The 19941-nt window shown below is 69.5% G+C and carries 16 protein-coding genes; 11 read left to right on the top strand and 5 right to left on the bottom strand.

Going from position 1 to position 19941, the window contains the following annotated elements; all coding sequences use genetic code 11:
• Nucleotides 1-7: 7 nt before the first annotated feature.
• Together ACILR4_RS17620 and ACILR4_RS17615 are read right to left on the bottom strand one after the other, a co-directional pair.
• Nucleotides 8-868, bottom strand: a complete 861-nt coding sequence (locus ACILR4_RS17620) for a hypothetical protein (RefSeq protein WP_395702168.1) — start codon at nt 866-868, stop codon at nt 8-10.
• Between the two features lie 61 nt (nt 869-929).
• Nucleotides 930-1406 carry an abscisic acid-deficient protein Aba4 family protein gene (locus ACILR4_RS17615; RefSeq protein ID WP_395702167.1) on the bottom strand — a complete coding sequence of 159 codons (477 nt, stop codon included), beginning with the start codon at nt 1404-1406 and terminating at the stop codon, nt 930-932.
• Between the two features lie 186 nt (nt 1407-1592).
• Here ACILR4_RS17615 and ACILR4_RS17610 point away from each other — a divergent pair, with 186 nt between their 5' ends.
• From ACILR4_RS17610 to ACILR4_RS17595, 4 genes are all read left to right on the top strand, one after another.
• Nucleotides 1593-2300 carry a TetR/AcrR family transcriptional regulator gene (locus ACILR4_RS17610; protein ID WP_395702166.1) on the top strand — a complete coding sequence of 236 codons (708 nt, stop codon included), beginning with the start codon at nt 1593-1595 and terminating at the stop codon, nt 2298-2300.
• A gap of 27 nt (nt 2301-2327) precedes the next feature.
• Nucleotides 2328-2975 (top strand): nitroreductase family protein, encoded by a 648-nt coding sequence (locus ACILR4_RS17605; RefSeq protein WP_395702165.1) that lies wholly within the window; start codon nt 2328-2330, stop codon nt 2973-2975.
• Nucleotides 2976-3485: 510 nt separating this feature from the next.
• A complete protein-coding gene (locus tag ACILR4_RS17600; protein WP_395702164.1) occupies nt 3486-5258 on the top strand; it encodes a hypothetical protein in 1773 nt (590 codons plus the stop codon).
• A 37-nt stretch (nt 5259-5295) separates the two neighbouring features.
• Nucleotides 5296-8820, top strand: coding sequence for a hypothetical protein (locus ACILR4_RS17595; protein ID WP_395702163.1), 3525 nt, complete (start codon nt 5296-5298; stop codon nt 8818-8820).
• A gap of 89 nt (nt 8821-8909) precedes the next feature.
• Here the strand turns inward: ACILR4_RS17595 and ACILR4_RS17590 are convergent, their stop codons facing one another.
• The 3 genes from ACILR4_RS17590 to ACILR4_RS17580 all read right to left on the bottom strand — a co-directional run bounded on the left by ACILR4_RS17590 (nt 8910) and on the right by ACILR4_RS17580 (nt 11581).
• Nucleotides 8910-9146, bottom strand: a complete 237-nt coding sequence (locus ACILR4_RS17590) for a hypothetical protein (RefSeq protein WP_395702162.1) — start codon at nt 9144-9146, stop codon at nt 8910-8912.
• Between the two features lie 127 nt (nt 9147-9273).
• A complete protein-coding gene (locus tag ACILR4_RS17585) occupies nt 9274-10542 on the bottom strand; it encodes an MFS transporter (protein WP_395702161.1) in 1269 nt (422 codons plus the stop codon).
• A gap of 133 nt (nt 10543-10675) precedes the next feature.
• Complete coding sequence (locus tag ACILR4_RS17580) at nt 10676-11581, bottom strand: LysR substrate-binding domain-containing protein (RefSeq protein WP_395702160.1); 906 nt, start codon at nt 11579-11581, stop codon at nt 10676-10678.
• A 133-nt stretch (nt 11582-11714) separates the two neighbouring features.
• On the opposite strand from ACILR4_RS17580, the gene ACILR4_RS17575 reads away from it, so the two are divergent.
• The 7 genes from ACILR4_RS17575 (at nt 11715) to ACILR4_RS17545 (ending at nt 19840) form a co-directional block, all read left to right on the top strand.
• Nucleotides 11715-12464: an SDR family NAD(P)-dependent oxidoreductase gene (locus ACILR4_RS17575; RefSeq protein ID WP_395702190.1), complete on the top strand. Its 750-nt coding sequence runs from the start codon at nt 11715-11717 to the stop codon at nt 12462-12464.
• A gap of 35 nt (nt 12465-12499) precedes the next feature.
• Nucleotides 12500-13489 carry a TRAP transporter substrate-binding protein gene (locus ACILR4_RS17570; RefSeq protein WP_395702159.1) on the top strand — a complete coding sequence of 330 codons (990 nt, stop codon included), beginning with the start codon at nt 12500-12502 and terminating at the stop codon, nt 13487-13489.
• A gap of 81 nt (nt 13490-13570) precedes the next feature.
• Nucleotides 13571-14098, top strand: coding sequence for a TRAP transporter small permease (locus tag ACILR4_RS17565; protein ID WP_395702158.1), 528 nt, complete (start codon nt 13571-13573; stop codon nt 14096-14098).
• 25 nt (nt 14099-14123) lie between these two features.
• Nucleotides 14124-15383 carry a TRAP transporter large permease gene (locus tag ACILR4_RS17560; RefSeq protein ID WP_395702157.1) on the top strand — a complete coding sequence of 420 codons (1260 nt, stop codon included), beginning with the start codon at nt 14124-14126 and terminating at the stop codon, nt 15381-15383.
• Nucleotides 15384-15412: 29 nt separating this feature from the next.
• The gene (locus ACILR4_RS17555) at nt 15413-16273 is read left to right on the top strand and encodes a transketolase (protein ID WP_395702156.1); all 861 of its coding nucleotides are present in this window, start codon (nt 15413-15415) and stop codon (nt 16271-16273) included.
• Nucleotides 16270-17280 (top strand): transketolase family protein, encoded by a 1011-nt coding sequence (locus ACILR4_RS17550; protein ID WP_395702155.1) that lies wholly within the window; start codon nt 16270-16272, stop codon nt 17278-17280. The genes ACILR4_RS17555 and ACILR4_RS17550 overlap by 4 nt, the downstream gene beginning before the upstream one ends.
• Before the next feature lie 499 nt (nt 17281-17779).
• Nucleotides 17780-19840, top strand: a complete 2061-nt coding sequence (locus ACILR4_RS17545) for an Ig-like domain-containing protein (RefSeq protein ID WP_395702154.1) — start codon at nt 17780-17782, stop codon at nt 19838-19840.
• Nucleotides 19841-19941: the final 101 nt, after the last annotated feature.

Here is a 19941-nt window from a genome sequence, read left to right as displayed (position 1 = left end):
AACGGCATCAGCCACGCCCCATCAGCCCCCAGGCCAGGGCCGCGCCGAACAGCAGCAGGTAGGCCCCCGTCACCGCCCAGACGCTGCGGCGTGCCGTCGCCGCGGGCCAGGCCGACACCGCCAGCCCCACCAGCGGCAGCAGCTGCTGCGCGTGGATGCCCAGGAAGTGGGCCGGGCGCAGGTCGCCGCCGGCCATCGACCAGCCGAGGACCGGCAGCAGCGCGGTCTCGGGTGGCTGCAGGCCGGACAGCAGGCCGCCGGCGCCAGCGCCGAGCACGAAGGTGAGCCCCAGGCCGAGGACGACCGCCAGCCGGTAGGCCGGCGCACGCTGCGGATCCGCGTGGCGCAGCAGCAGCCAGGCCAGTGCCGCCTGCGTGGCGGTGAGCGCCAGCGCGCCCACGCCCATCAGCGAATACATCACGGCATGGAAGGCGTCGCCGACGTTGAAGTGCGAGCCGCGGCCGAGCCCGGCCTGCAGCGTGATGTAGGCGAGCTCGAAGCTGGCACTGCCGATCAGCACCCAGACGATCAGGTCCACCGCGCGCCGCTGGCGCGTCGCTGGCAGCAGGTGGCCGACGAACCAGGCGGTGGTCAGCGCGAACAGGCCCAGCGACAGCGCGAACTTCATCGGCTTGAGCCAGACGTTGGCGCCGCGCAGCATGCGCTCGTCCAGCCCCCAGGCCAGGGCCAGTGGCAGCAGCAGCGCGAGCAGCACGAAGCCGAACAGCGCCAGGCGGCGCTCGCGCCGCAGCAGTTCGTGCAGGCAGGGGGTGAGGCGGGCGCGCAGCGCGGGCCGGCCGGACAACGGCAGCCGCAGTGGTGCGCAGGGCGGGGAGGCGTGGGTGGCAGAGGTGGCGTGGAGATTCATGGCAGCACGAGGGGGTGAGGCAGGTCAGGGATCGATGGACGGTCTTTTCGCACGCTAGGCCTCAGGCCGCGGCCGGCGATGCGCCTGCAGCGCGACGACGCCAGCCCCGCACGACGGCGGCCAGCGCCAGGAAGGCCAGCAGCCCGGCCGGGCCGAACAGGAAGGTCAGCGCCAGCAGCGGCAGCAGCACGGCATGCGGCAGGCCGAGCGCCGCAGCGCGCTCGGCGATCCACGTGCCGACGAAGAGGTCGAAGGCCAGGTAGTGCAGCCAGCCCGCGGTCAGCAGCTCCGGCACCGCGAAGAGCCGGCCGACCGCCGCCAGCGTGCCGTAGCCGCCGCCGGCCATGCCGGTGCGCACGAACAGCAGCACGTACACCGCGGCCAGCAGCAGCGGCACCACGCGGCCGGCGAACAGGCGTGCGGCACCGGCCCAGCGCGCACGCGCCGGTGACAGCGCCAGGGCCAGCCAGCCCAGCAGGGCCAGGCTGTTGGCGGCGCCGAACACGGCGTCGGGGGCGGGGAACGAAAGGGGGCTCATGGTGGATCTCCGGGGGCTGGAAGGGACGGGCGGCCGCGGCAGGCGCGGCCCGCCGGGCATTGATCTGAACAGCGTTCAAATTGATGTTCGGCTATTATCTGAACACTGTCAAGTCCATTCCACCGTTTCCGCCCTGTCCCCCATTGCGGCGCTTGCGCCGTCCCGACCCGCCCGGAGTCCGCCGCCATGTCCCGCCCGCCGCAGCGCCCTGTTTCGCAGGACGCCGCCGACCCCACGCCCCGCGACACCTACCACCACGGCGCGCTGCGCGACGCGCTGATCGCCGCCACCGAGTCCCTGATTGCCGAGCGCGGGGCCCACGGGTTCTCGCTGCGCGAGGTGGCCCGCCGCTCGGGCGTCTCGCCGTCGGCACCGGCGCATCACTTCGGCGATGCGGCCGGGCTGCTGGCGGCCGTCGCCCGGCTGGCCTTCGACCAGCTGACCGAGGCGCTCCAGGCCGGGAACGCGCGCGGCGGCGACGACCCGCTCGAGCGGCTGTGCGAACAGGGCGTCGGTTATGTCGGCTTCGCGCTGGCCTGGCCCGGCCGCTTCGCGCTGATGTTCCGCGCCGACCTGCTGCGCAGCGACGAGGCCCTGGCCGCCAGCGCCGATGCCGCCTACGGCGTGCTGGAGGACGGCATCCGCGACCTGTTCGCCCTGCCGCGCGGCGCGCCGCTGGACACGGCCCAGGAGCACGCGCTGCGCGCCACCTGGTCGATGGTGCATGGCTTCGCACACCTGATGCTCGCGGGCCAGTTCGATGGCCACCTGCCGCGCGGCGGTCGCAAGGCCCTGGTGCGCGAGACCGTGGCCCCCATGCTGCGCCAGCACCTGGTCGCGCTGCGACCGGCAAAGCTTGCGCAGGCTCAAGGCGCGCGGGGCCGGCAGGCCTAGTCTGGGACCCTGCAAGGGGGATCCGCGATGAACACCTTGACCAAACTGGCCCTCGGGCTGATCGGCCAGACCCGGCCGCGCCCGGCCGAAGGGGATGGCAGCCCGGCCCTGCGCCTGCCGCCGCCGCGGCGCGACGGCGGCCTGCCACTGATGCAGGCGCTGGCGCGCCGGCAGTCGCAGCGCGCGTTTTCGCCGGAGCCGCTGGACGAGGCGACGCTGGCCGACCTGCTGTGGGCGGCGGCCGGCGTGAACCGTGCCGAGCTGGGCGGCCGCACCGCCCCCAGCGCGATGAACGCGCAGGAGGTGCTGCTCTACGCCGCGATGCCGCAGGGCCTGTACCGCTACGAGCCGGTCGCGCACGAGCTGCAGCGCGTCGCCGCGCGCGACGTGCGCGGCGTGACCGGCTACCAGGACTTCGTCGACGACGCCGCGCTCGACCTGATCTACGTGGCCGACCATCGGCGCATGGGGCTGGTGCCGGCCTCGCAGCGCACCGCCTACGCCTTCGCGGCGGCTGGCGCGATGGCGCAGAACGTCTACCTCGCCTGTGCCTCGGCCGGGCTGGCGACCGTCGTGCGGGCCTGGTTCGACCGCGAGGCGCTGGCGCGCGCGATGGACCTGGCCAACGACGAGCAGCTGCTGCTGGCGCAGACCGTCGGCCGGCCGCCCCGCTGAGACCCTGCGACGAAGTCGACTATCCGGCGTCGAAGCGGTGAATTGCTAACCCCCATCCTGAGCGCCTTCTGGCAGGCACCCGCGGCCCGGCCTCGCCTCGCGCCAGCGCCGCCACGCTGCCGCCGATGACGCACCCCTAACGCGTTAGTCCCTCGCGCGCCAGCGCTGTGTACAAGTGCACCCGACGCCCCTCGGCGTCGGCATCGGGACTAGTCTTGCGACCGTTCCGGCCCCGCCGCCGTCCACCCACCCTGCCACCCGAGTCGTCCACCATGCCGGCCACCCCCTCCGCCGCTCCCGCCGCCCCGGGCGTGGGTCGCCGTCGCCGGCGTCGACGACGACGCGACCGCGCCGCCGGGCCCTGAGCCACGGCCGGCGCGCCGCTCTCTCCCGCTGACGGTGCACCCCAGCGCCGCGATGCCGCCCCCGGGCGGCGCGGTGGCGTGCGCCCCTGCCTGCCCCTGCGTCCCCTTCCCGCCCCGACCACCCCCTTTGACCAAGGAGTTCCCCATGAGCGCCTCGCAATCGAACCTCTCCGACCCGCACTACGGCTACGACCTCGTCGTCGCCGTCAGCCAGGCCAGCGTCAACGCCACGCTGGCGCAGCTGATGGCCGGGCTCAGCGCGCCCGAAGTCACGCTGTGCTACGTCTACGACAACGCCAACAACCTGGTGCCGATCGCCTACAGCACCCTGGTCGGCGATGCCCGCGGTTCCGACCCGTTCTCGGTACCCTCCGGTGCCGACCCCAGCACCAACCAGGACTTGAAGAACCTGGCCGCCGCCAACTTCGCCGGCGCGGTGCGCGCCCGCCTGGGCCTGCCCAACCTGCCCTTGTCCAGCCTGCCGCCGATCGCCACGCTGGGCGTCGGCAGCAGCGCGCCGGTGCTGTTCAACCTGCTGTGCGCCGACTTCCAGATCACCGGCTTCCAGTACGGCCCGCGCGGCAGCGCCAGCTGGATCAACCAGTCGCAGCCCAGCGGCAGCGGCACGCCCTGGTACTTCTCGGCCAACGTGCAGCTCAACAGCGCGACCCTGAACCCCAACTCGCCGGTGCCGCCGGCGGTGCAGCAGCGCATCACCCAGCTGCAGAACGACCCGACCAACGCCTTCACGATCCAGAAGCTATTCCTGGACCTGGACACCGCGATCCTGGAGACCACGCCCACCCTCCAGGGCATTCCCGCCGGCTGGCCGGTGTGGAACCTGATCAGCACGGTGTTCCTGGGCAGCTACTTCACGCAGCTGCGCCAGAACGGCGACCCGGTGCTGAGCTACAGCTTCACGGTGGCCTCACCGCGCCCCAGCACCTTGCAGCTGGGCGCCGTGGCGCGCGAATGCCTGCCCTTGATGAACAACGGGCAGCCCATCGTCAACCCCACGCCGGCGCAGCTGCAGGCCGCGGCGCTGGTGTACGTGGGCAGCACCGCCACCACGCCGCCGGTGCCGGTGCCCTTCGGCTGGAACTGGATCGAGCTCGCCGACGTGGCCGCCATCTCGGGCGTGCAGGCGGTGCGGCGCGACGTGTTCTTCACCTACCTGGCCGGGCTGCTGAACCCCGAGGTGGCGCCGCTGTGCATCGACACCAACGTGACCATGACGCACTCGGGCGAGGACTTCACCATCCTCTACAGCAGCAGCACCTCGGGCTCGCCGCAGTCCTTCCGCCCGGTGGCGACGATCGCGCCGCCCGCGGCGGACGGCTTCACCACGCTGCTGGCGCTGAACTTCAACCACAACGCGCACGACGACTCCACCTCGTCCACCCACCTGGTGGAGATCTGGGGCGACTTCAACTACACGCTCACCGGCTCGGTGGCGGTGCAGGGCAACCAGATCCGCGTGCAGGTGCAGGCCCAGGCCTACATGCAGTTCGCGCACCGCGAGGTGTTCGTCAACTACACCGACCTTCCGGGCAAGAACTACTACGACAAGACGCTGACCGTGCTGTACACGCTGGGCGTGGACCAGAACGGCGCGCTGCAGGTGACCGAGACGCACAACGTGACCGACAACTCGGCGGCCTGGGACTACGACCCGCAGGGCATCCTGGGCAAGTTCGGCTTCGAGAACAACCTCAAGCAGGGCGTCACCAGCGTGCAGCAGAACCTGGCCGCGGTGATCGACTCGGCCTTCACCGGCTACGTGCAGCAGATGACGGCCACGATCAACGGCTACCAGGGCTGGGTGTTCCCGGGCAACGACGCGTTCACCTTCAAGAACGTCGCGTTCTCCACCGGCCAGGACCTGATCGCGCAGCTCACCTACGTGAACCCGAACTGAGCCGCGCACACCTCACACCCCCCTTCTGGAGCACATCATGGGCACCTACACGATCACCGCCTCGGCCGAGCTGATGGAGAACTATGTCCAGGCCGATGTCCTGCAGCCGCAGGCCAAGTTCATGGCGCTGCAGTCCGACGCCGGCGCGTCGCTGCTGCTGTCGATCTCCAGCGCCGGCGTGCTGCTGCTGACGCTGGAGCAGCCCGGCCAGGGCGCCACCTGGCGCCAGGTGGACCTGTCGAGCGCTCGCATCCAGGCCGACTTCGGCGGCCACGGCACGGTCAAGACCTTCGGCGCCGCGCAGACGGTGCCGGCCACCGCCGGCGGGCCGACGACGCTGCAGCTGGCGATGGTGGTGAACGACGGCACCAGCGACCACCTGTACCTGAGCCTGGGCCACTCGGCCACCGACCTGAGCTGGGTCGACCCCAGCCTGGCCTGGACGGCCGCTCCTTTCAACGCCCAGGACGGCACCCACCAGCCGATCGTGCCGCCCAGCCCGTTCACGATCGACAACGTGTTCATCAGCGAGTCCAGCGACCGCGAGCTGATCGTGGTCGACACGCTGCGCAACCCCGGCCAGCCGGTGGGCGTGCTGTCGCGCTACTACCTCGACGCCGCGATCGCCGGCGCTCCGCAGTGGCAGCCGCACGACCTGCCGGTGGACGTGCAGGCGCAGGGCTACAGCTCGTGCCTGGGCCGCAGCGCGCAGGCCTATGGCGTGGACGGCCTGTACACCAGCGGCGTGGTCGGCGGCTCGGCACAGCTGGTCTACACGCCGCTGTACAACGCCTTCGACAGCTCGGTGCCGCCGCTGCCCTCGCGCCTGGCGCTGCCCGGCGGCGGCGTGGCCGATGCCATCGCCGCGCTGCGCAACGACGACAACACCTCCGACCTGTACGTCGCCTCGCAAGGCGCGCTGTACTGGTTTGCCGCCGGCAACCAGAAGAGCGGCGCCATCGGCCTGCAGGTGGCCACCAGCGCGCTGCTGGGCGCGGTGCGCGCGCTGTTCGTCGACGCCGGCAACGACGGCGACACGCCGGTCATCACCGTGTGGGGCCTGAACGGCAACGACCAGGTGTTCTACCTGCGCGTGCCGGCCGGGCAGCAGGGGCAGTCGGCCGCGTGGAGCACGCCGCTGCCCATCCTGTCGGGCGTCGATGCGATCTCGCCCTTCATCAACCGGCCCTTCGGTGCCAACACCTTCTTCGCGCACAGCACCGGCGGGCTCACCAAGCTGCTGAAGTCGCCGACCACCGGGCTGTGGAGCCAGCAGCCCATCGTGCTGCCGCCGTCGGCCAGCACGCAGCCGGCCACGCCGATCCATTCGTACACCACGCACGTGCAGGCCACCGATGCGAACGGCCAGGCCGCGCCGAACCTGCCGCTGACGATCACCGCCAGCAACGTCACCGCGGTGTCGATCAACCACCTGTACTACCTGGTGGGGCCGCAGCCCATCACCGTGCCGACCGACCTGCTGGGCACGCTGACCATCGTCGAGCTCACCACCACGCTGGCGGGCACGCGCTACACCGTGGCCGCCGCGGGCCAGGCCCCGGTGGCGGTGAACACGATGGACAGCGCCTGGCAGCGCAACGCGCAGTACACCTCGGTGGCCAGCCTGCAGGCCGCGCAGATCGTGAACCGCGACGGCAGCAGCACGCCCTTCGTGCCGGCCGGCACCAGCAGCGCCGACCTGCAGCGCGTGGCCGCGTCCAACCAGGCGCTGGCCCAGGCCTACACCAGCGTGGCCGCCGCGCCGCCCCCGGGCGCCCGCGTGCGCGCGCTGGCCGCGCCGCGACCGCTGGCCCTGCCCGCCGGCAGCGTGGCGGCCGCGGCCGGCGTGTCCGGCCTGGCGGTCGACATCGGCGACCTGTTCCGCTGGCTCGAGAGCGGCATCGACGCAGCGATCGAACTGGTCAAGGACGCCGCCAACGACGTATGGCACTTCGTCGTCACCGTCGGCAAGGACATCTACACCGCGGTGCTGGACTGCGTGGAGGCCGTGGTCGCCGCCGCGACCTGGGTCTACAACGAGATCAAGATCGCCGTCGACGACGTGCTGAAGTTCCTGCAGTTCCTGTTCGGCTGGCAGGACATCCTGGTCACGCACCGCGTGCTGCGCAACGTGATGCAGCGCCTGGGCGAGGCGGCCATTGCCGGCATCGGCAACACCAAGGCCGAGGTGGCGGGGCTGTTCCAGCAGATGCAGAGCGCGATCAACGGCTGGGCCGACATTCCCAACTTCAACCAGACGGCCACCAGCACCCAGGCCGCCAACCCGCCGCAGCCGGGCCAGGGCAGCGCACCGTCCAACCTGGGGCTGCACCACTTCCAGGGCGGCCTGGGCACCAGCAGCGCCGCGCTGTCGCCGGTGAGCCCGGCGCAGGCCATCCTGAACGACCTGGTCGGGCTGATGCAGTCCGAAGGCGCGGCGCTGGCCGCGGCGGCGCAGGCGATCCAGACCGACATCATCGAGCCCTTCGCCACGCTGAGCGTCACCGACGTCATCAAGCGCTTCCTGGCCATCGTCACCGACACCGTGCTGCAGACGGCCGAGAACGTGGTCGTCACGATGCTGGACGTGCTGCAGCAGCTGATGCAGGGGATGATGGACATCCTGACCATGCCGCTGGACATTCCGGTGCTCAGCTGGCTGTACCAGGACCTGACCGGCGACACGCTCACCTTCCTGGACGTGATCTGCCTGATCACCGCGATTCCGGCCACGCTGATCTACAAGGCCGCGGCCCAGCAGTCGCCCTTCCCCGCCAATGACGCGTTCACCCAGGGCCTGATCGACGCGCCGGACTTCGACGCGATCCAGGCGCTGTTCGTGCAGACGTCGCCGGCCCAGGCGCCGCGCCCGGCGATGGCGCTGCGGGCCACCGCCGCGGCCAGCGCCACCGCCGCGGCCGCCGAGGCGAGCGACGACCCGCAGCCGGTGATGGACCAGTCCAAGCTCAAGACCTTCGGCTTCGTCACCGGCATCGTCTCGCTGGTGGGCGGCGCGGCGCTGGTGGTGGTGACCAACTTCCAGCGCGTGTTCGACATGCTCAGCGTGCCGGTGCCGTTCGCGAAGACGGTGGCCACGCTGGGCTGCGTGGCCAACATCGCCTACGTGTCGCCCAACATCACCTCGTTCGTCAACGCGCGCACCGACAACTGGTACGCCAACCTGAACGCGGCGCTCACCGGCATCAGCATCCTCAAGGGCATGGCGGCCATCCCGGCCGCGGCCTACAACAACGCCACGGTGGGCAAGGTGTTCGCGTTCGTCGAGAGCTTCATCAACGTGGTGTGGAACGTGCCGGTCATCGCCAACATCGTGGTCAACAAGGACAAGTGGGACACCAGCTACAAGTCGCTGATCCCGGAGTCCATCGGCAACTTCGCGTTCAACATCGGCGGCATCATGGAGTTCCCGATCGCGCTGATCAGCGACCCCAAGGCCAAGGTCATCACCGCGGCGGTGCAGGCCGGCTTCATGGTGGGCTACGGCGTGTTCATGATCATCGCCGGCGCCATCTACGAGTTCGCGCCGAACCAGTCCCACTAACGCGCGGCCAGTGCGAGCGGAGCCCGCCCCTGCGCCGGTCGGCAGGCTCAGGCGCTATCGGCCAGGATTCGCCGCGAACCGGCGGCGCCTCAGGCAGCGGCCAGCCGCCGGCGTTCGCGCCGTGCGAGCAGCGCTGCGACGACGGCAGAGATCGCGAAGCCCGCACCGGCCACGAGGCGCTCGAGGCTGCCGTCGCCACCGTCCGGCGCCTCGTCGAACAGGCGCTCGATCCACATGGGCTCCACAAGCGTCAGCGCAAGCAGCAGGACGCTGGCAATCGAGACGGCGACTTCGATGCGGTAGAGCCACTGGCGGGAAATGGACATCGGTACTCTCCTGCTTTCGGATGCGCGATCCTGCTACGGGCCCGATCGCTTGCCAAGGGTTTCGAGTCCGCGTCGACGGCTACCCCCCCGATTGCGGGTCCGCCAAGCCGCTGGCTACCCCCACGGCTCAGCGGCGGCCCGGGCCGCGCCAGGCGAACCATGCGACACCGACCAGGGCGAGCGCGCCACCGGCCAGGAAGGTGCGCTCGGGCCCGGCATGCTCCCACAGCCAGGACGCCAGCAGCGGCGCCGGCGCGTACGCGAAAGAGCGCAGACCCCAGTAGAGCCCGACCGAGCGCGCGCGCGTTTCGGCAGGGAAGCCGCCCGCGATCAGGGCTTTGCGGGCCGGCTCTCCAATCTCGCGCAGACCATTGATGACGTAGGTGCCGACGAGTCCGGCGGCCAGCGGCAGACCGAGCCAGGCTGACGCCCGCGGCAGAACGACGAGCAGGATCGGAAACAGCGCGAACAGCACGAAGGTCAGACCGATGAACGGCCGCGGCGACGGCGATTGGTCCACCCACTTGGCCACCGGCACGTAGGTTGCCAGCGCCACCAGGTTGCCCACCGCGACCAAGGTTCCGACCATCGCCGCTGCCGCCGGGGCGGCCCAGCCGCCCGCGTGGGTCAGCAGGTCGAACACGTACAGCGCCGCGAAGCCGCGCACGAACCACTCGCCAAAGCGGATCAGGATCTCCGCCGCCAGCAGACGACGAAGCTCCGAAGGCATATCGCGCAGCAGGCGCGCCAGCGGCAGCGCCGGCGGATCCGCCTTCGGGCGCAGGCGCCGCATCAGCGAGTGCTGCACGGCGACCGCGAAGCCCAGCAGCACGAATGCCAGCGTCACGTTGGCCCAGTAGCCCAGGCCGACGAACATCGCCGCGCCAAGCGCCGGCCCGATCACTTTCGGCAAACGCTTCTGGATGCTTTGCAGCGCGAAGGCGATCGTGCGCCGGCCTTTCGGCACCTCGCTGCCGACGACATCGAAGGTCGCCGGCACCGAAAGCGGGTCCCAAGCCGTCATCAGCACCGCTCCAGCAACGATCACCCACGGCGACGACACGAGCAGCATCAGCGCGAAGCCGAGCGCCGGCGGAAGCGCCGACACCGCGAGCGCCCGGCGTGCGCCCAGCCGGTGCGCGAGTGAACCGCCCACCAGGTAACCGCAGCCTTCCAGGAGCGCCTGCGCGAAGCCGAGCACGCCGACCAACTCCACCGCGCGCGCGATCGAACCGGCACGATCGGCCAGGTGCAGCGAGAGGTAGCTCGACCAGATCTCCTCGCTCAGCCCCAGGCAGCCGACAACCACCAGCACGGCGAGCGTGGCCCGGTTCAGACCGAACCAGTCTGCGAGCGCGTGCGCTCGCGCGGAGTCGTCGTGCTGGGTGTCGGCCATGGCCCCAAGGATGCCACGTGCCGAAGGCCGCCATGTCAGGCGTTCGCGAAGACGGTGGCCGCGCTGACCTGCGTGGCCAACATCGCCTACGGGTCGCCCAACATCACCTCGTCGGTCAACGCGCGCATCGACCCTAGCGCCCGAAGTGCGCCTGATCGGTCCGCGCCGCTTCGGCGTGGACCCAGGCGAGGAAGGCCTCCACCGGGGGCCGCTTCGCGTGCCGGGCCGGGTACACCACGAAGTGCGCCTTGACCCGGATGGCCTTGTCCAGCCCGAAGACCGGCTTGAGCTTGCCGGTCGACAGGTGCGGCCCGGCATTGACGACGCTCTCGAGCGCGACGCCCAGGCCTTGCGTGGCCGCGTCGAGCGACATCTGGGCGCGATCGAAGCGCAGCGCGAACCGCTGCGGCGAGCGCTTTTCCGAGAAGGCCTGCAGCCAGTCGGACCACTGCACGACGCTGACGTTGCTCTGGATCAGCGGCACCTCGAAGAGCTGGTCGATGCGCCTGAGGCGGTGCTCGCGGATGAACGCCGGACTGGCCAGCGGCACGATGCGCTCCTCGAACAGCGGCTCGACGACCAGGTCGCCCCACTGCGGCACGCCGTAGCGGATGTCCACGTCCGCCTGCCCGAGCGCGAAGTCGCTCGGCGTGTGGGCCGCCGAGAGGTTGAGCGCGATGTCCGGATGCGCCTGCGCGAAGCGCCGCAGCCGCGGCATCAACCACAGGCTGGCGATGCTGGGCGCGGAGTGCACGTAGAGACTGTTGCTGACGCCCTTGCGCAGGTCCTCGGTCGCCGCGGAGATGGCCGACAGGGCGCCTGAGACGCGCTCCAGGTAGCGCTCGCCGGCGGTGCTCAGGCGCACGCCGTGCGCGCTGCGCTCGAACAGCCGCACGCCGAGGTCGGCCTCCAGCCGTGCCACCTGGTGGCTGATGGCCGATGCCGTGAGGTGCAGCTCGGCGGCAGCGAACGCAAAACTGCGCCGCCGCGCGACGGCCTCGAACGCCAGCAGGTTCGCCACGGGAGGCAGGGAGGCCATAGGGTTCACCCAGTGGTTACATGACGATTCATCATCCTAGCCTGAGGATTGATCGTTTGCCATCATGCAGGCGGCCGCCGAACATCCGCTCCATCGCACCTCGTGCCCCACCAGATCGATGGAGATCGACGACATGCTGCTCAAGGACAAGGTTGCCGTGATCACCGGCGGCGCCGGCCTCAACGGACTCGGATTCGCCACGGCGCGGCTGATGGCCGCGCAGGGCGCCCGCGTCGCCGTGCTCGACCTCGCACGCGCCGAGCCGGCCACGGCCGCGGCGCAGCTCGGGGCCGGCCACCTCGGCCTCGTCGCCGACGTGACCGACAAGGCCTCCTGCGAGGCCGCGGCCGCCGCCGTGCTGAAGGCCTTCGGCCGCATCGACGTGCTGGTCAACAACGCCGGCATCACGCAGCCGGCCAAGACCTGCGACATCACCGGCGCCGACTACGACCGCATCCTCGACGTGAGCCTGCGCGGCACGCTCTACATGTCGCAGGCGGTGCTGCCGGCGATGCAGGCGCAGAAGAGCGGCTCCATCGTCTGCATCTCGTCGGTCTCCGCGCAGCGCGGTGGCGGCATCCTCGGCGGCCCGCACTACTCGGCGGCCAAGGCCGGCGTGCTGGGCCTGGCCCGCGCGATGGCGCGCGAGTTCGGCCCCGACAACATCCGCGTCAACAGCATCACGCCGGGCCTGATCGGCACCGACATCATCAAGGGCAAGCTCACCGAAGAGAAGAAGGCCGAGATCGCCGAAACGATCCCGCTGGCCCGCCTGGGCCGCGCCGACGACATCGGCGGCGCCTGCGTCTTCCTCGCCAGCGACCTGTCGCTGTACTGCACCGGCATCACGCTCGACGTGAACGGCGGCATGTTGATCCACTGAGCCTTCGTTCCATCACCTCCAGGAGACAAGCGACCATGAATCGCCACACCTTCGTTCGCACGCTGCTCGCCGCCGCGGCCGGCATCGCCTGCGCCGCCGGCGCCCAGGCCCAGGCCATCAAGCTCACGCTCGGCCACGGCGCCGCCGTCGGCAATCCCCGTCACGAGGCCTCGGTCAGGTTCGCCGAGGTCGTGAAGGCGAAATCCGGTGGTCGCATCGAGGTGCAGGTGGCCCCCTCGGCCCAGCTCGGCGACGACGCGGCGATGGTCACCGCGCTGCGCACCGGCGCGCTCGACATGAGCGCCAACTCGCAAGGCGCGCTGGCCAACGCGGTGCCCGAATACGCGGCCTTCGGCATGCCCTTCGCGTTCTCCAGCCCGGCGGCGGCCTTCAAGCTGCTCGACGGGCCGCTCGGCAAGGAACTCGCCGACAAGTCGGCCGAGAAGGGCCTGATCCTGCTGGGCACCTGGGACAACGGCATCCGCCAGATGACCAACAGCAAGCGCCCGATCACCAAGGTCGAGGACATGAAGGGCCTGAAGATGCGCGTGCCGCCCGATGCCACGCTGGTGGACATCATGACGGCGCTCGGCGCCGAGTCGCAGCAGATCAAGTTCGCGGAGCTGTACGTCGCGCTGCAGCAGGGCGTGGTCGACGGGCAGGAGAACCCGCTGGTCAACATCCACGCCAGCAAGCTCTACGAGGTGCAGAAGTACCTGACGATGACGAATCACCAGTTCCAGATGACGCCGTTCCTGATGAGCAAGCGCACCTGGGACCGGCTGGGCGAGGCCGACCGCAAGGCCGTGCAGGAGGCCGCCGCGGAAGCCACCGCGCTGCAGCGAAGGCTCTCGGCGGAGGCCGACGAGAAGCTGCTGGCCGACCTGAAGTCCAGGGGCGTGCAGGTGAGCACGGTCGACAAGGCAGCGTTCGCCAAGGCCACCGCCGAGGTGGCCGCCAAGTGGGAAGCGGGCCCCATCGGCCCGTACGTCAAGAAGGTACTGGCCGCGGCGCGCGCCCAGTGACCTGACGCGCGTTCCCTCAACCACCCCGAGACGTCTTCGCGGACGCCCAGGCGCCCGCGCGGGACGCGCATGGAGACTTGCATGGAAACGGTCCAACGCAATCGGCTCGAGAGCAGCATCGTCGCCGTCTGCAGCGTCGTGATGTGGGTGACCACCGTGGTGATCTTCCTGATCCTCACGGCCAACACCGTGCTGCGCTACGTGGGCGGCACCGGCCTGCAGTGGGCCAACGAGCTGCCGGAGCTGCTGTTCCCCTGGCTGGTGATGGCCGGCGTGGTGCTGGCCGCCGAGAAGGGCGGCCACATCGCCACCGTGTTCCTGATGGAAGCGCTGCCCAGGGGCGCGCAGCGCGTCGTCGGCGTCGTCGGCTGGCTCGTCGTCGCGGCGCTGTACGGCACCTTGTCCAAGGCCACCTACGGCATGCTGGACATCGTCCACGACGAGAAGTCGCCGATCCTGCACGTGCCGGGCTCCGTCACCTACGCCTGCGTGCTAGGTGGCATGACCATGCTCGCGCTGCTGGCGCTGCAGTCGGCCTGGCGCGCCTGGCAGCCGCAGCGGGCGCAGGCCCCGGCGATGGCGCCCGAAGTCCAGGCCCCGCACTGGTAAGCACGAGCCCCCAAGGAGAGCCCCCATGAGCCTGCTGATCCTCGTCGTCTTCCTCGGTGGCGCCGTCGCCGCCATTCCGATCGCCCATGCGCTGCTGCTGGCGGCCATGGCCGCCGCCGCCACCACCGACCGCGTGCCGCTGGACCTGCTGGTGCAGCAGATGGTGGCCCAGGTGCAGAGCTTCCCGCTGATCGCGATCCCGTTCTTCATGCTGACCGGCGCCCTGATGATGGGCGGCCGGCTCGGCGAGGCCATCGTCGGCACGCTGTCGGCGCTGGTCGGTCGCTGGCACGGCGGCCCGGCGCAGGTCAGCGTGCTGTCGTCGACGCTGTTTGGCGGCGTCTCGGGCTCGGCAGTGGCCGACGCCTCGGCCATCGGCTCGCTGCTGATGCCCTGGCACCGCCGGCTCGGCTACCCGATGGCCTTCTCGGCCGCGGCGCTGGCCTCCGCCGCGACCATCGACATCATCATCCCGCCCTCGATCCCGATGATCCTGTTCGCGCTGACCGCGAACGAGTCGATCGCCGCGCTGTTCTATGCCGGCATCCTGCCGGGCCTGCTGCTGTGCGCCGGCTTCATGACGGCATGCTGGTGGGTCGGCAAGCGCCGCAACCTGCCGCGCGAGACCGGCAAGGTCGACCGCGCCGCGCTGCGCCACAACCTCGTGTTCTCGGCGCCCGCCATCGTGCTGCCGGTGGCCATCATCGTGCTGCTGCGCTTCGGCATCGCGACGCCGACCGAGGTCGCGGTGCTGTCGACGCTGTACGCGGCGGCCGTGTCGGTGCTGATCTACCGCGACCTGTCGATCCGCCGGCTGCATGCGGCCATCGTCGAGGCCGGCCTGGCCACCGGGGTGGTGCTGCTCGTCATCATGGCCTCGGCGGCGGTCGGCTGGCTGCTGACCTTCGACCAGATGCCGCAGGGCGTGGCGGCGTGGGTGCAGCAGAACGTCCATGCCAAGTGGCTGGTGATCCTGCTGATGAACCTGATGATGCTGTTCATCGGCATGTTCATCGACCTGCCGGCGGCGATCCTGCTGCTGACGCCGGTCTTCCTGCCCCTGGCCAAGACCATCGGCATGGAGCCCGTCCAGCTCGGCCTGATGATGGTGCTGAACCTCGCCGTCGGCCTGTACACGCCGCCGGTGGGCACGACCCTGTTCATCACCAGCTCGATCGCCAAGGTCAAGGTCGGCGAGACGGTGCGCGCCATGGGGCCGTTCTACCTGGTCGCCTTCCTCGTGCTCGCCCTGATCTCGTACGTCCCGGCCAGCGTGCTGCGCTGACTGCCCCCATCCCACCAGGAGAAACCAATATGTCCGAGCCAACATCCGACCTGGCCCGCCTCGCCAGCTGCGCCCACCGCATCCGCCGCTACGCGCTGCGCATGGGCGAGGTGCAGGGCCAGGGCTACATCGGCCAGGCCCTGGGCTGGGCCGACGTGCTGGCCGTGGCCTACTGCCATGCGATGAAGCTGCGCCCGCAGGAACCGCAGTGGGAGGGGCGCGACCGCTTCCTGCTGTCGCACGGCCACTACGCCATCGCCCACTACGCCGCGCTGATCGAGGCCGGCGTCATTCCCGAGAGCGAACTGGACACCTACGGCAGCGACGACAGCCGCCTGCCGATGTCGGGCATGGCCACCTACACGCCGGGCATGGAGATCTCCGGCGGCTCGCTGGGTCAGGGCCTGATCATCGGCGTGGGCATGGCCCTGGGCCTGAAGCAGAAGCAGAACCCGGCCTTCGTCTACAACTCGATGTCCGACGGCGAGCTCGACGAGGGCTCGACCTGGGAGGCGGCGATGTCCGCCGCGCACCACCAGCTGGACAACCTGGTCTGCCTGGTCGACGTCAACAACCAGCAGGCCGACGGCCCGTCGGGCAGAGTGCTCGGCTTCGAGCCGCTGGCCGACAAGTGGGCGGCCTTCGGCTGGCATGTCCAGCGCGTGCGGGGCAACGACCTGCCCGCCGTCATCGCGGCCTTCGACGCCGCGCGCCAGCTCGCCGAGCCCAAGCCGCGCGTCATCCTGTTCGACACGCTGATGGGCCAGGGCGTGCCCTTCCTCGAATCGCGCGAGAAGAACCACTTCATCCGGGTCGATCCGCCCGAGTGGCAGCAGGCGCTCGCCGTCCTCGACCAGTCCCGCGTCCAGCCCGAAGGAGCCTCGGCATGAGCACCGCCACCGCAGACAAGAAGCCCCGCCTGACGACCTCCGCGATGATCGCGTCCATCGCGTCCGAAGGGCAGCGCGTGAAGGCCGCGCCGTTCGGCAAGGCGCTGGTCGAGTACGCCGCGAACCGGCCCGAAGTCGTCGGGCTGACCGCGGACCTGGCCAAGTACACCGACCTGCACCTCTTCGCGCAGGCCTACCCCGAGCGCTTTTACCAGATGGGCATGGCCGAGCAGCTGCTGATGGGCGCGGCCGGCGGCATGGCCAAGGAAGGGCTGGTGCCGTTCGCGACCACCTACGCCGTGTTCGGCACGCGGCGGGCCTACGACTTCATCCACCAGGTGATTGCCGAGGAGAACCTCAAGGTCAAGATCTGCTGCGCGCTGCCGGGCCTGACCACGGGCTACGGCCCCAGCCACCAGGCCACCGAAGACCTGGCGATGATGCGCGGCATCCCCGGCCTGACCATCGTCGACCCCTGCGACGCGCTGGACATCGAGCAGGCCGTGCCGCAGATCGCCGCGCACCCGGGCCCGGTCTACATGCGGCTGCTGCGCGGCCAGGTGCCGCTGGTGCTGGACGAGGTCGAGGGCTACCGCTTCGAGCTGGGCAAGGCCAAGCTGCTGCGCGAAGGCGCCGACGTGCTGGTGATCTCCAGCGGCATCCTGACGATGCGCGCGCTGGAAGTGGCGCAGGACCTGGCGCAGGACAGGATCGGCGTGGCGGTGCTGCACTGCCCCACCATCAAGCCGCTGGACGAAGCCGCCATCGTCGAAGCGGTGCGCTACCGGCACCGGCTGGTCGTCGTCGCGGAGAACCACTCGGTCGTGGGCGGCCTCGGCGAAGCCGTGGCCAGCGCCCTGCTGCGGCACCGGGTCCAGCCAGCCGGCTTCCAGCTGGCCGGCCTGCCCGACGCGTTCCTGGACGCCGGCGCGCTGCCGACGCTGCATGACCGCTACGGCATCAGCCGCGAGGCGCTGGCGGGGCGGATCAAGGGCTGGATGGGGTGAGGCGCGGAGGCTGAAGGATCACGCCGCGAGGCGTGGCGTGCCCTGCCCTGCCCTGATGCCATTGAGAAAGACGGTCAGGCGCTCATCTAGCAAAGGTCTGCACAACGGGATGTGAAGCGCCGTTTGAGGTGAGCTGATGCCCCGACGTTGCCAGCAAGCCCGATGAGTGTTGCCTCGACGCAGTTTGCTCCGCGGCGCGAGGCGCTCGTCGCACCCCGCGAGGACCCCGTATCGGCTTCGGGCGCACTCATCCCGCCGCTCCCATAGAGTGCCGCCGCGCTGACCTGCCCCCAGGGCAGGGTACGGCGCTCTTGTGTCACGCAGCATTGCAGTCCGCAGCCCCCGTCGAACAGTCCCACTCACCCACCCATCCCGGGGGGACATCGGTTTCATCTCAATTGATGACATTGCGATCTCGCCAAACTGCGCATTGCAAGTTTTGGCGCCCTCTTGGACACTGCGCCCTCTAAGAATTCACGGCGAATCCTGGGAGGGAGTCATGCGGCGTACGGATCGGCTTGGACTTGTCGTCGCGGTCCTGAGCGGAGTTCTCGCTTCATGCGGTGGCGGTGGCGAGTCGCCGCCGGCCACGATTACCGCCACGGCGGATGCGGCAACGCTGACCTGGAACAGCCCGGCAACCTTGGATGTAGTGGCCAATGACATGGTCAGTCGAGGCACTGCCGAAGTGGCCGCAATCACCAGCTCGCCTGCCCATGGCACAGCGGCCATCGCTTCAGGCAAAGTGATTTACACGCCCGCAGCGGGTTACTTTGGTGAGGATCGCTTCTCGTACGCGGCCCGAGCCTCCGCGGGTGGCGCTCTGTCAAGCGCCGAGGTGAAACTCACGATCAGTGCGTCGCTGAAGATCGAAGGCCGTGTCGCACCGCAAACCATGTCCGGTGCAAGCCTGTCTATCACGATTGGTGATCGCAGTGCCCAGGCAGTCGCCGACGCAAAAGGAGCCTACACGGTAACACTGACGAGCAGCGATCCGGCAGAGATGGTCACGCTCGTTGCAACCGGCGCTGGAAACAAGAACAAGGTCAAGCTGACAAGTCTGGCTGGCAATATCGCAGGGCTGGCGCAGCAGGCGGACGCTCGCGGAGTGCTCGCAGCGGACCGCGTGCCGCCGTTCAACGTGTCGCCCTTGACCTCGGCCGTCGCTGCATTGATCGTCGAAGCCAATGGAGGTCGGGGACCAGCGGATGGCGCGACGCTGCGGTCGCTGTTGGTAGGGCTGCCTCCACAGCGAATCATGGACCTGGCGGCGGTGGTGTCTCTGGTGGCTGACGAGACCGTGGAGTTGCCTGAGGACACCGCCGACACGCAGTCATTGATCGCGCAGCCGGCCAGCGAGTCCTACAAGGCGCTGGTGGCCTATCAGTTCTACTCAACCGGCTATCGCCAGGCGCAGTTCGCCCAGGCGCGTTCGGATGTGACCTCCAGCGCTGCGCCGTCTGGCACCCCGGCGTTTGCCGCATCAGGCCCAGTAGATCGGGCCTATGTCATGGCGTTTCGCGCAACAAGTTCAGTGCAATCCGTGTTCGTGAACTATCGGCCAGACGGCACAGCCACCCTCACAGGCGCTTATGGCTCGAGAGCAGGAACCTGGAAGACCGTCGACGGGAGCATCCGCATTGCGTTGGAGCAATCGCTTTCGGTGCCGTGGTCTGACTTTGATCCAATCACCGAGCAACTCGTGAGTTATCGCAACGAGGTCACTGGCTACACGATTCGGCAGTTTGCCGGCGACTCGCAGCATGGGGCGGCCGTGGTCGCGCAGACTGGCACCACGCATGTTCTCGACGGTCCGAGTGCGGGCAGCACGCAACCCATTGCCGACTCCGGCATGGTCCTGTCGGTCATCGACCCTTCCCAGTCCACCCCTCTGTCGGCAGCTGACTTCGCGGTGGGTTCACGCTGGACAGGTATTCCCCTCGATAGCGCGCTCGAATCGCCACCACAGATGGTGGATACCTTGGAGATTCTCGATGGTAAGGCAGCCAAGTACATCCGAACAGGCACGCCGATTCAGTGGACTGTCAAGGACGGATGGCTGCAACTGATTCAGGGATCCAGCGATCGCCGCTACCTGCGGCTGCTGCGGAATCAAGTTTCGGGTGAGGAGCGCTGGCTCGTCGCCGACTTCGCTGATGGCAAGGTCTTGCGCGCAAACGAGATCATGGTCATCAGCCCCAAGGCTCAGAAGTTTGTCGCGCAAGGAGATCTGTTCCGCCGATGGCAACCAGGCACCGAGGATCTCGGGGTCACCTGGCCCGTCTATTTCCTCGACTTGATGGCTGACGGCAAGGCCAGGCAGGGATACACCTATGCCTACGCGGACGAGGCTCGCAACGATGCCAAATGGAACATCGACACCGATGGCCAATTCAACATGACGATCTACCAGCGAAATGGCAGTGTTCTGAACTCCCGAACTTGGTCGCTCGTCGGCCGCACAGCCACGCAGTTCTTCGTACTGGAGCACACCACAGTCAATGCGCAGGAGTTTTGGCGCCTGAATGTCTATACCGATTCAGGGCCGGTTCCCCAGTAGAGTGTTGGCGCCGACTGAAATTTGAACCACTTGTGAAGTGAACCCCTGAAGCCGGACTGGCGGGGAACATCGGACTGATACGCTGGCTGGGCCTTCATCAA

Source organism: Aquabacterium sp. (assembly GCF_044226965.1).
Lineage (GTDB): Bacteria > Pseudomonadota > Gammaproteobacteria > Burkholderiales > Burkholderiaceae_C > Pseudaquabacterium.
This window is presented reverse-complemented; position numbering and strand designations above follow the sequence as displayed.

What these genes read in the sequence shown, in the direction of transcription:
- ACILR4_RS17620 (WP_395702168.1), bottom strand. Translation starts at nt 868, where the DNA reads ATGAATCTCCACGCCACCTCTGCCACCCACGCCTCCCCGCCCTGCGCA.
- ACILR4_RS17615 (WP_395702167.1), bottom strand. Translation starts at nt 1,406, where the DNA reads ATGAGCCCCCTTTCGTTCCCCGCCCCCGACGCCGTGTTCGGCGCCGCC.
- ACILR4_RS17610 (WP_395702166.1), top strand. Translation starts at nt 1,593, where the DNA reads ATGTCCCGCCCGCCGCAGCGCCCTGTTTCGCAGGACGCCGCCGACCCC.
- ACILR4_RS17605 (WP_395702165.1), top strand. Translation starts at nt 2,328, where the DNA reads ATGAACACCTTGACCAAACTGGCCCTCGGGCTGATCGGCCAGACCCGG.
- ACILR4_RS17600 (WP_395702164.1), top strand. Translation starts at nt 3,486, where the DNA reads ATGAGCGCCTCGCAATCGAACCTCTCCGACCCGCACTACGGCTACGAC.
- ACILR4_RS17595 (WP_395702163.1), top strand. Translation starts at nt 5,296, where the DNA reads ATGGGCACCTACACGATCACCGCCTCGGCCGAGCTGATGGAGAACTAT.
- ACILR4_RS17590 (WP_395702162.1), bottom strand. Translation starts at nt 9,146, where the DNA reads ATGTCCATTTCCCGCCAGTGGCTCTACCGCATCGAAGTCGCCGTCTCG.
- ACILR4_RS17585 (WP_395702161.1), bottom strand. Translation starts at nt 10,542, where the DNA reads ATGGCCGACACCCAGCACGACGACTCCGCGCGAGCGCACGCGCTCGCA.
- ACILR4_RS17580 (WP_395702160.1), bottom strand. Translation starts at nt 11,581, where the DNA reads ATGGCCTCCCTGCCTCCCGTGGCGAACCTGCTGGCGTTCGAGGCCGTC.
- ACILR4_RS17575 (WP_395702190.1), top strand. Translation starts at nt 11,715, where the DNA reads ATGCTGCTCAAGGACAAGGTTGCCGTGATCACCGGCGGCGCCGGCCTC.
- ACILR4_RS17570 (WP_395702159.1), top strand. Translation starts at nt 12,500, where the DNA reads ATGAATCGCCACACCTTCGTTCGCACGCTGCTCGCCGCCGCGGCCGGC.
- ACILR4_RS17565 (WP_395702158.1), top strand. Translation starts at nt 13,571, where the DNA reads ATGGAAACGGTCCAACGCAATCGGCTCGAGAGCAGCATCGTCGCCGTC.
- ACILR4_RS17560 (WP_395702157.1), top strand. Translation starts at nt 14,124, where the DNA reads ATGAGCCTGCTGATCCTCGTCGTCTTCCTCGGTGGCGCCGTCGCCGCC.
- ACILR4_RS17555 (WP_395702156.1), top strand. Translation starts at nt 15,413, where the DNA reads ATGTCCGAGCCAACATCCGACCTGGCCCGCCTCGCCAGCTGCGCCCAC.
- ACILR4_RS17550 (WP_395702155.1), top strand. Translation starts at nt 16,270, where the DNA reads ATGAGCACCGCCACCGCAGACAAGAAGCCCCGCCTGACGACCTCCGCG.
- ACILR4_RS17545 (WP_395702154.1), top strand. Translation starts at nt 17,780, where the DNA reads ATGCGGCGTACGGATCGGCTTGGACTTGTCGTCGCGGTCCTGAGCGGA.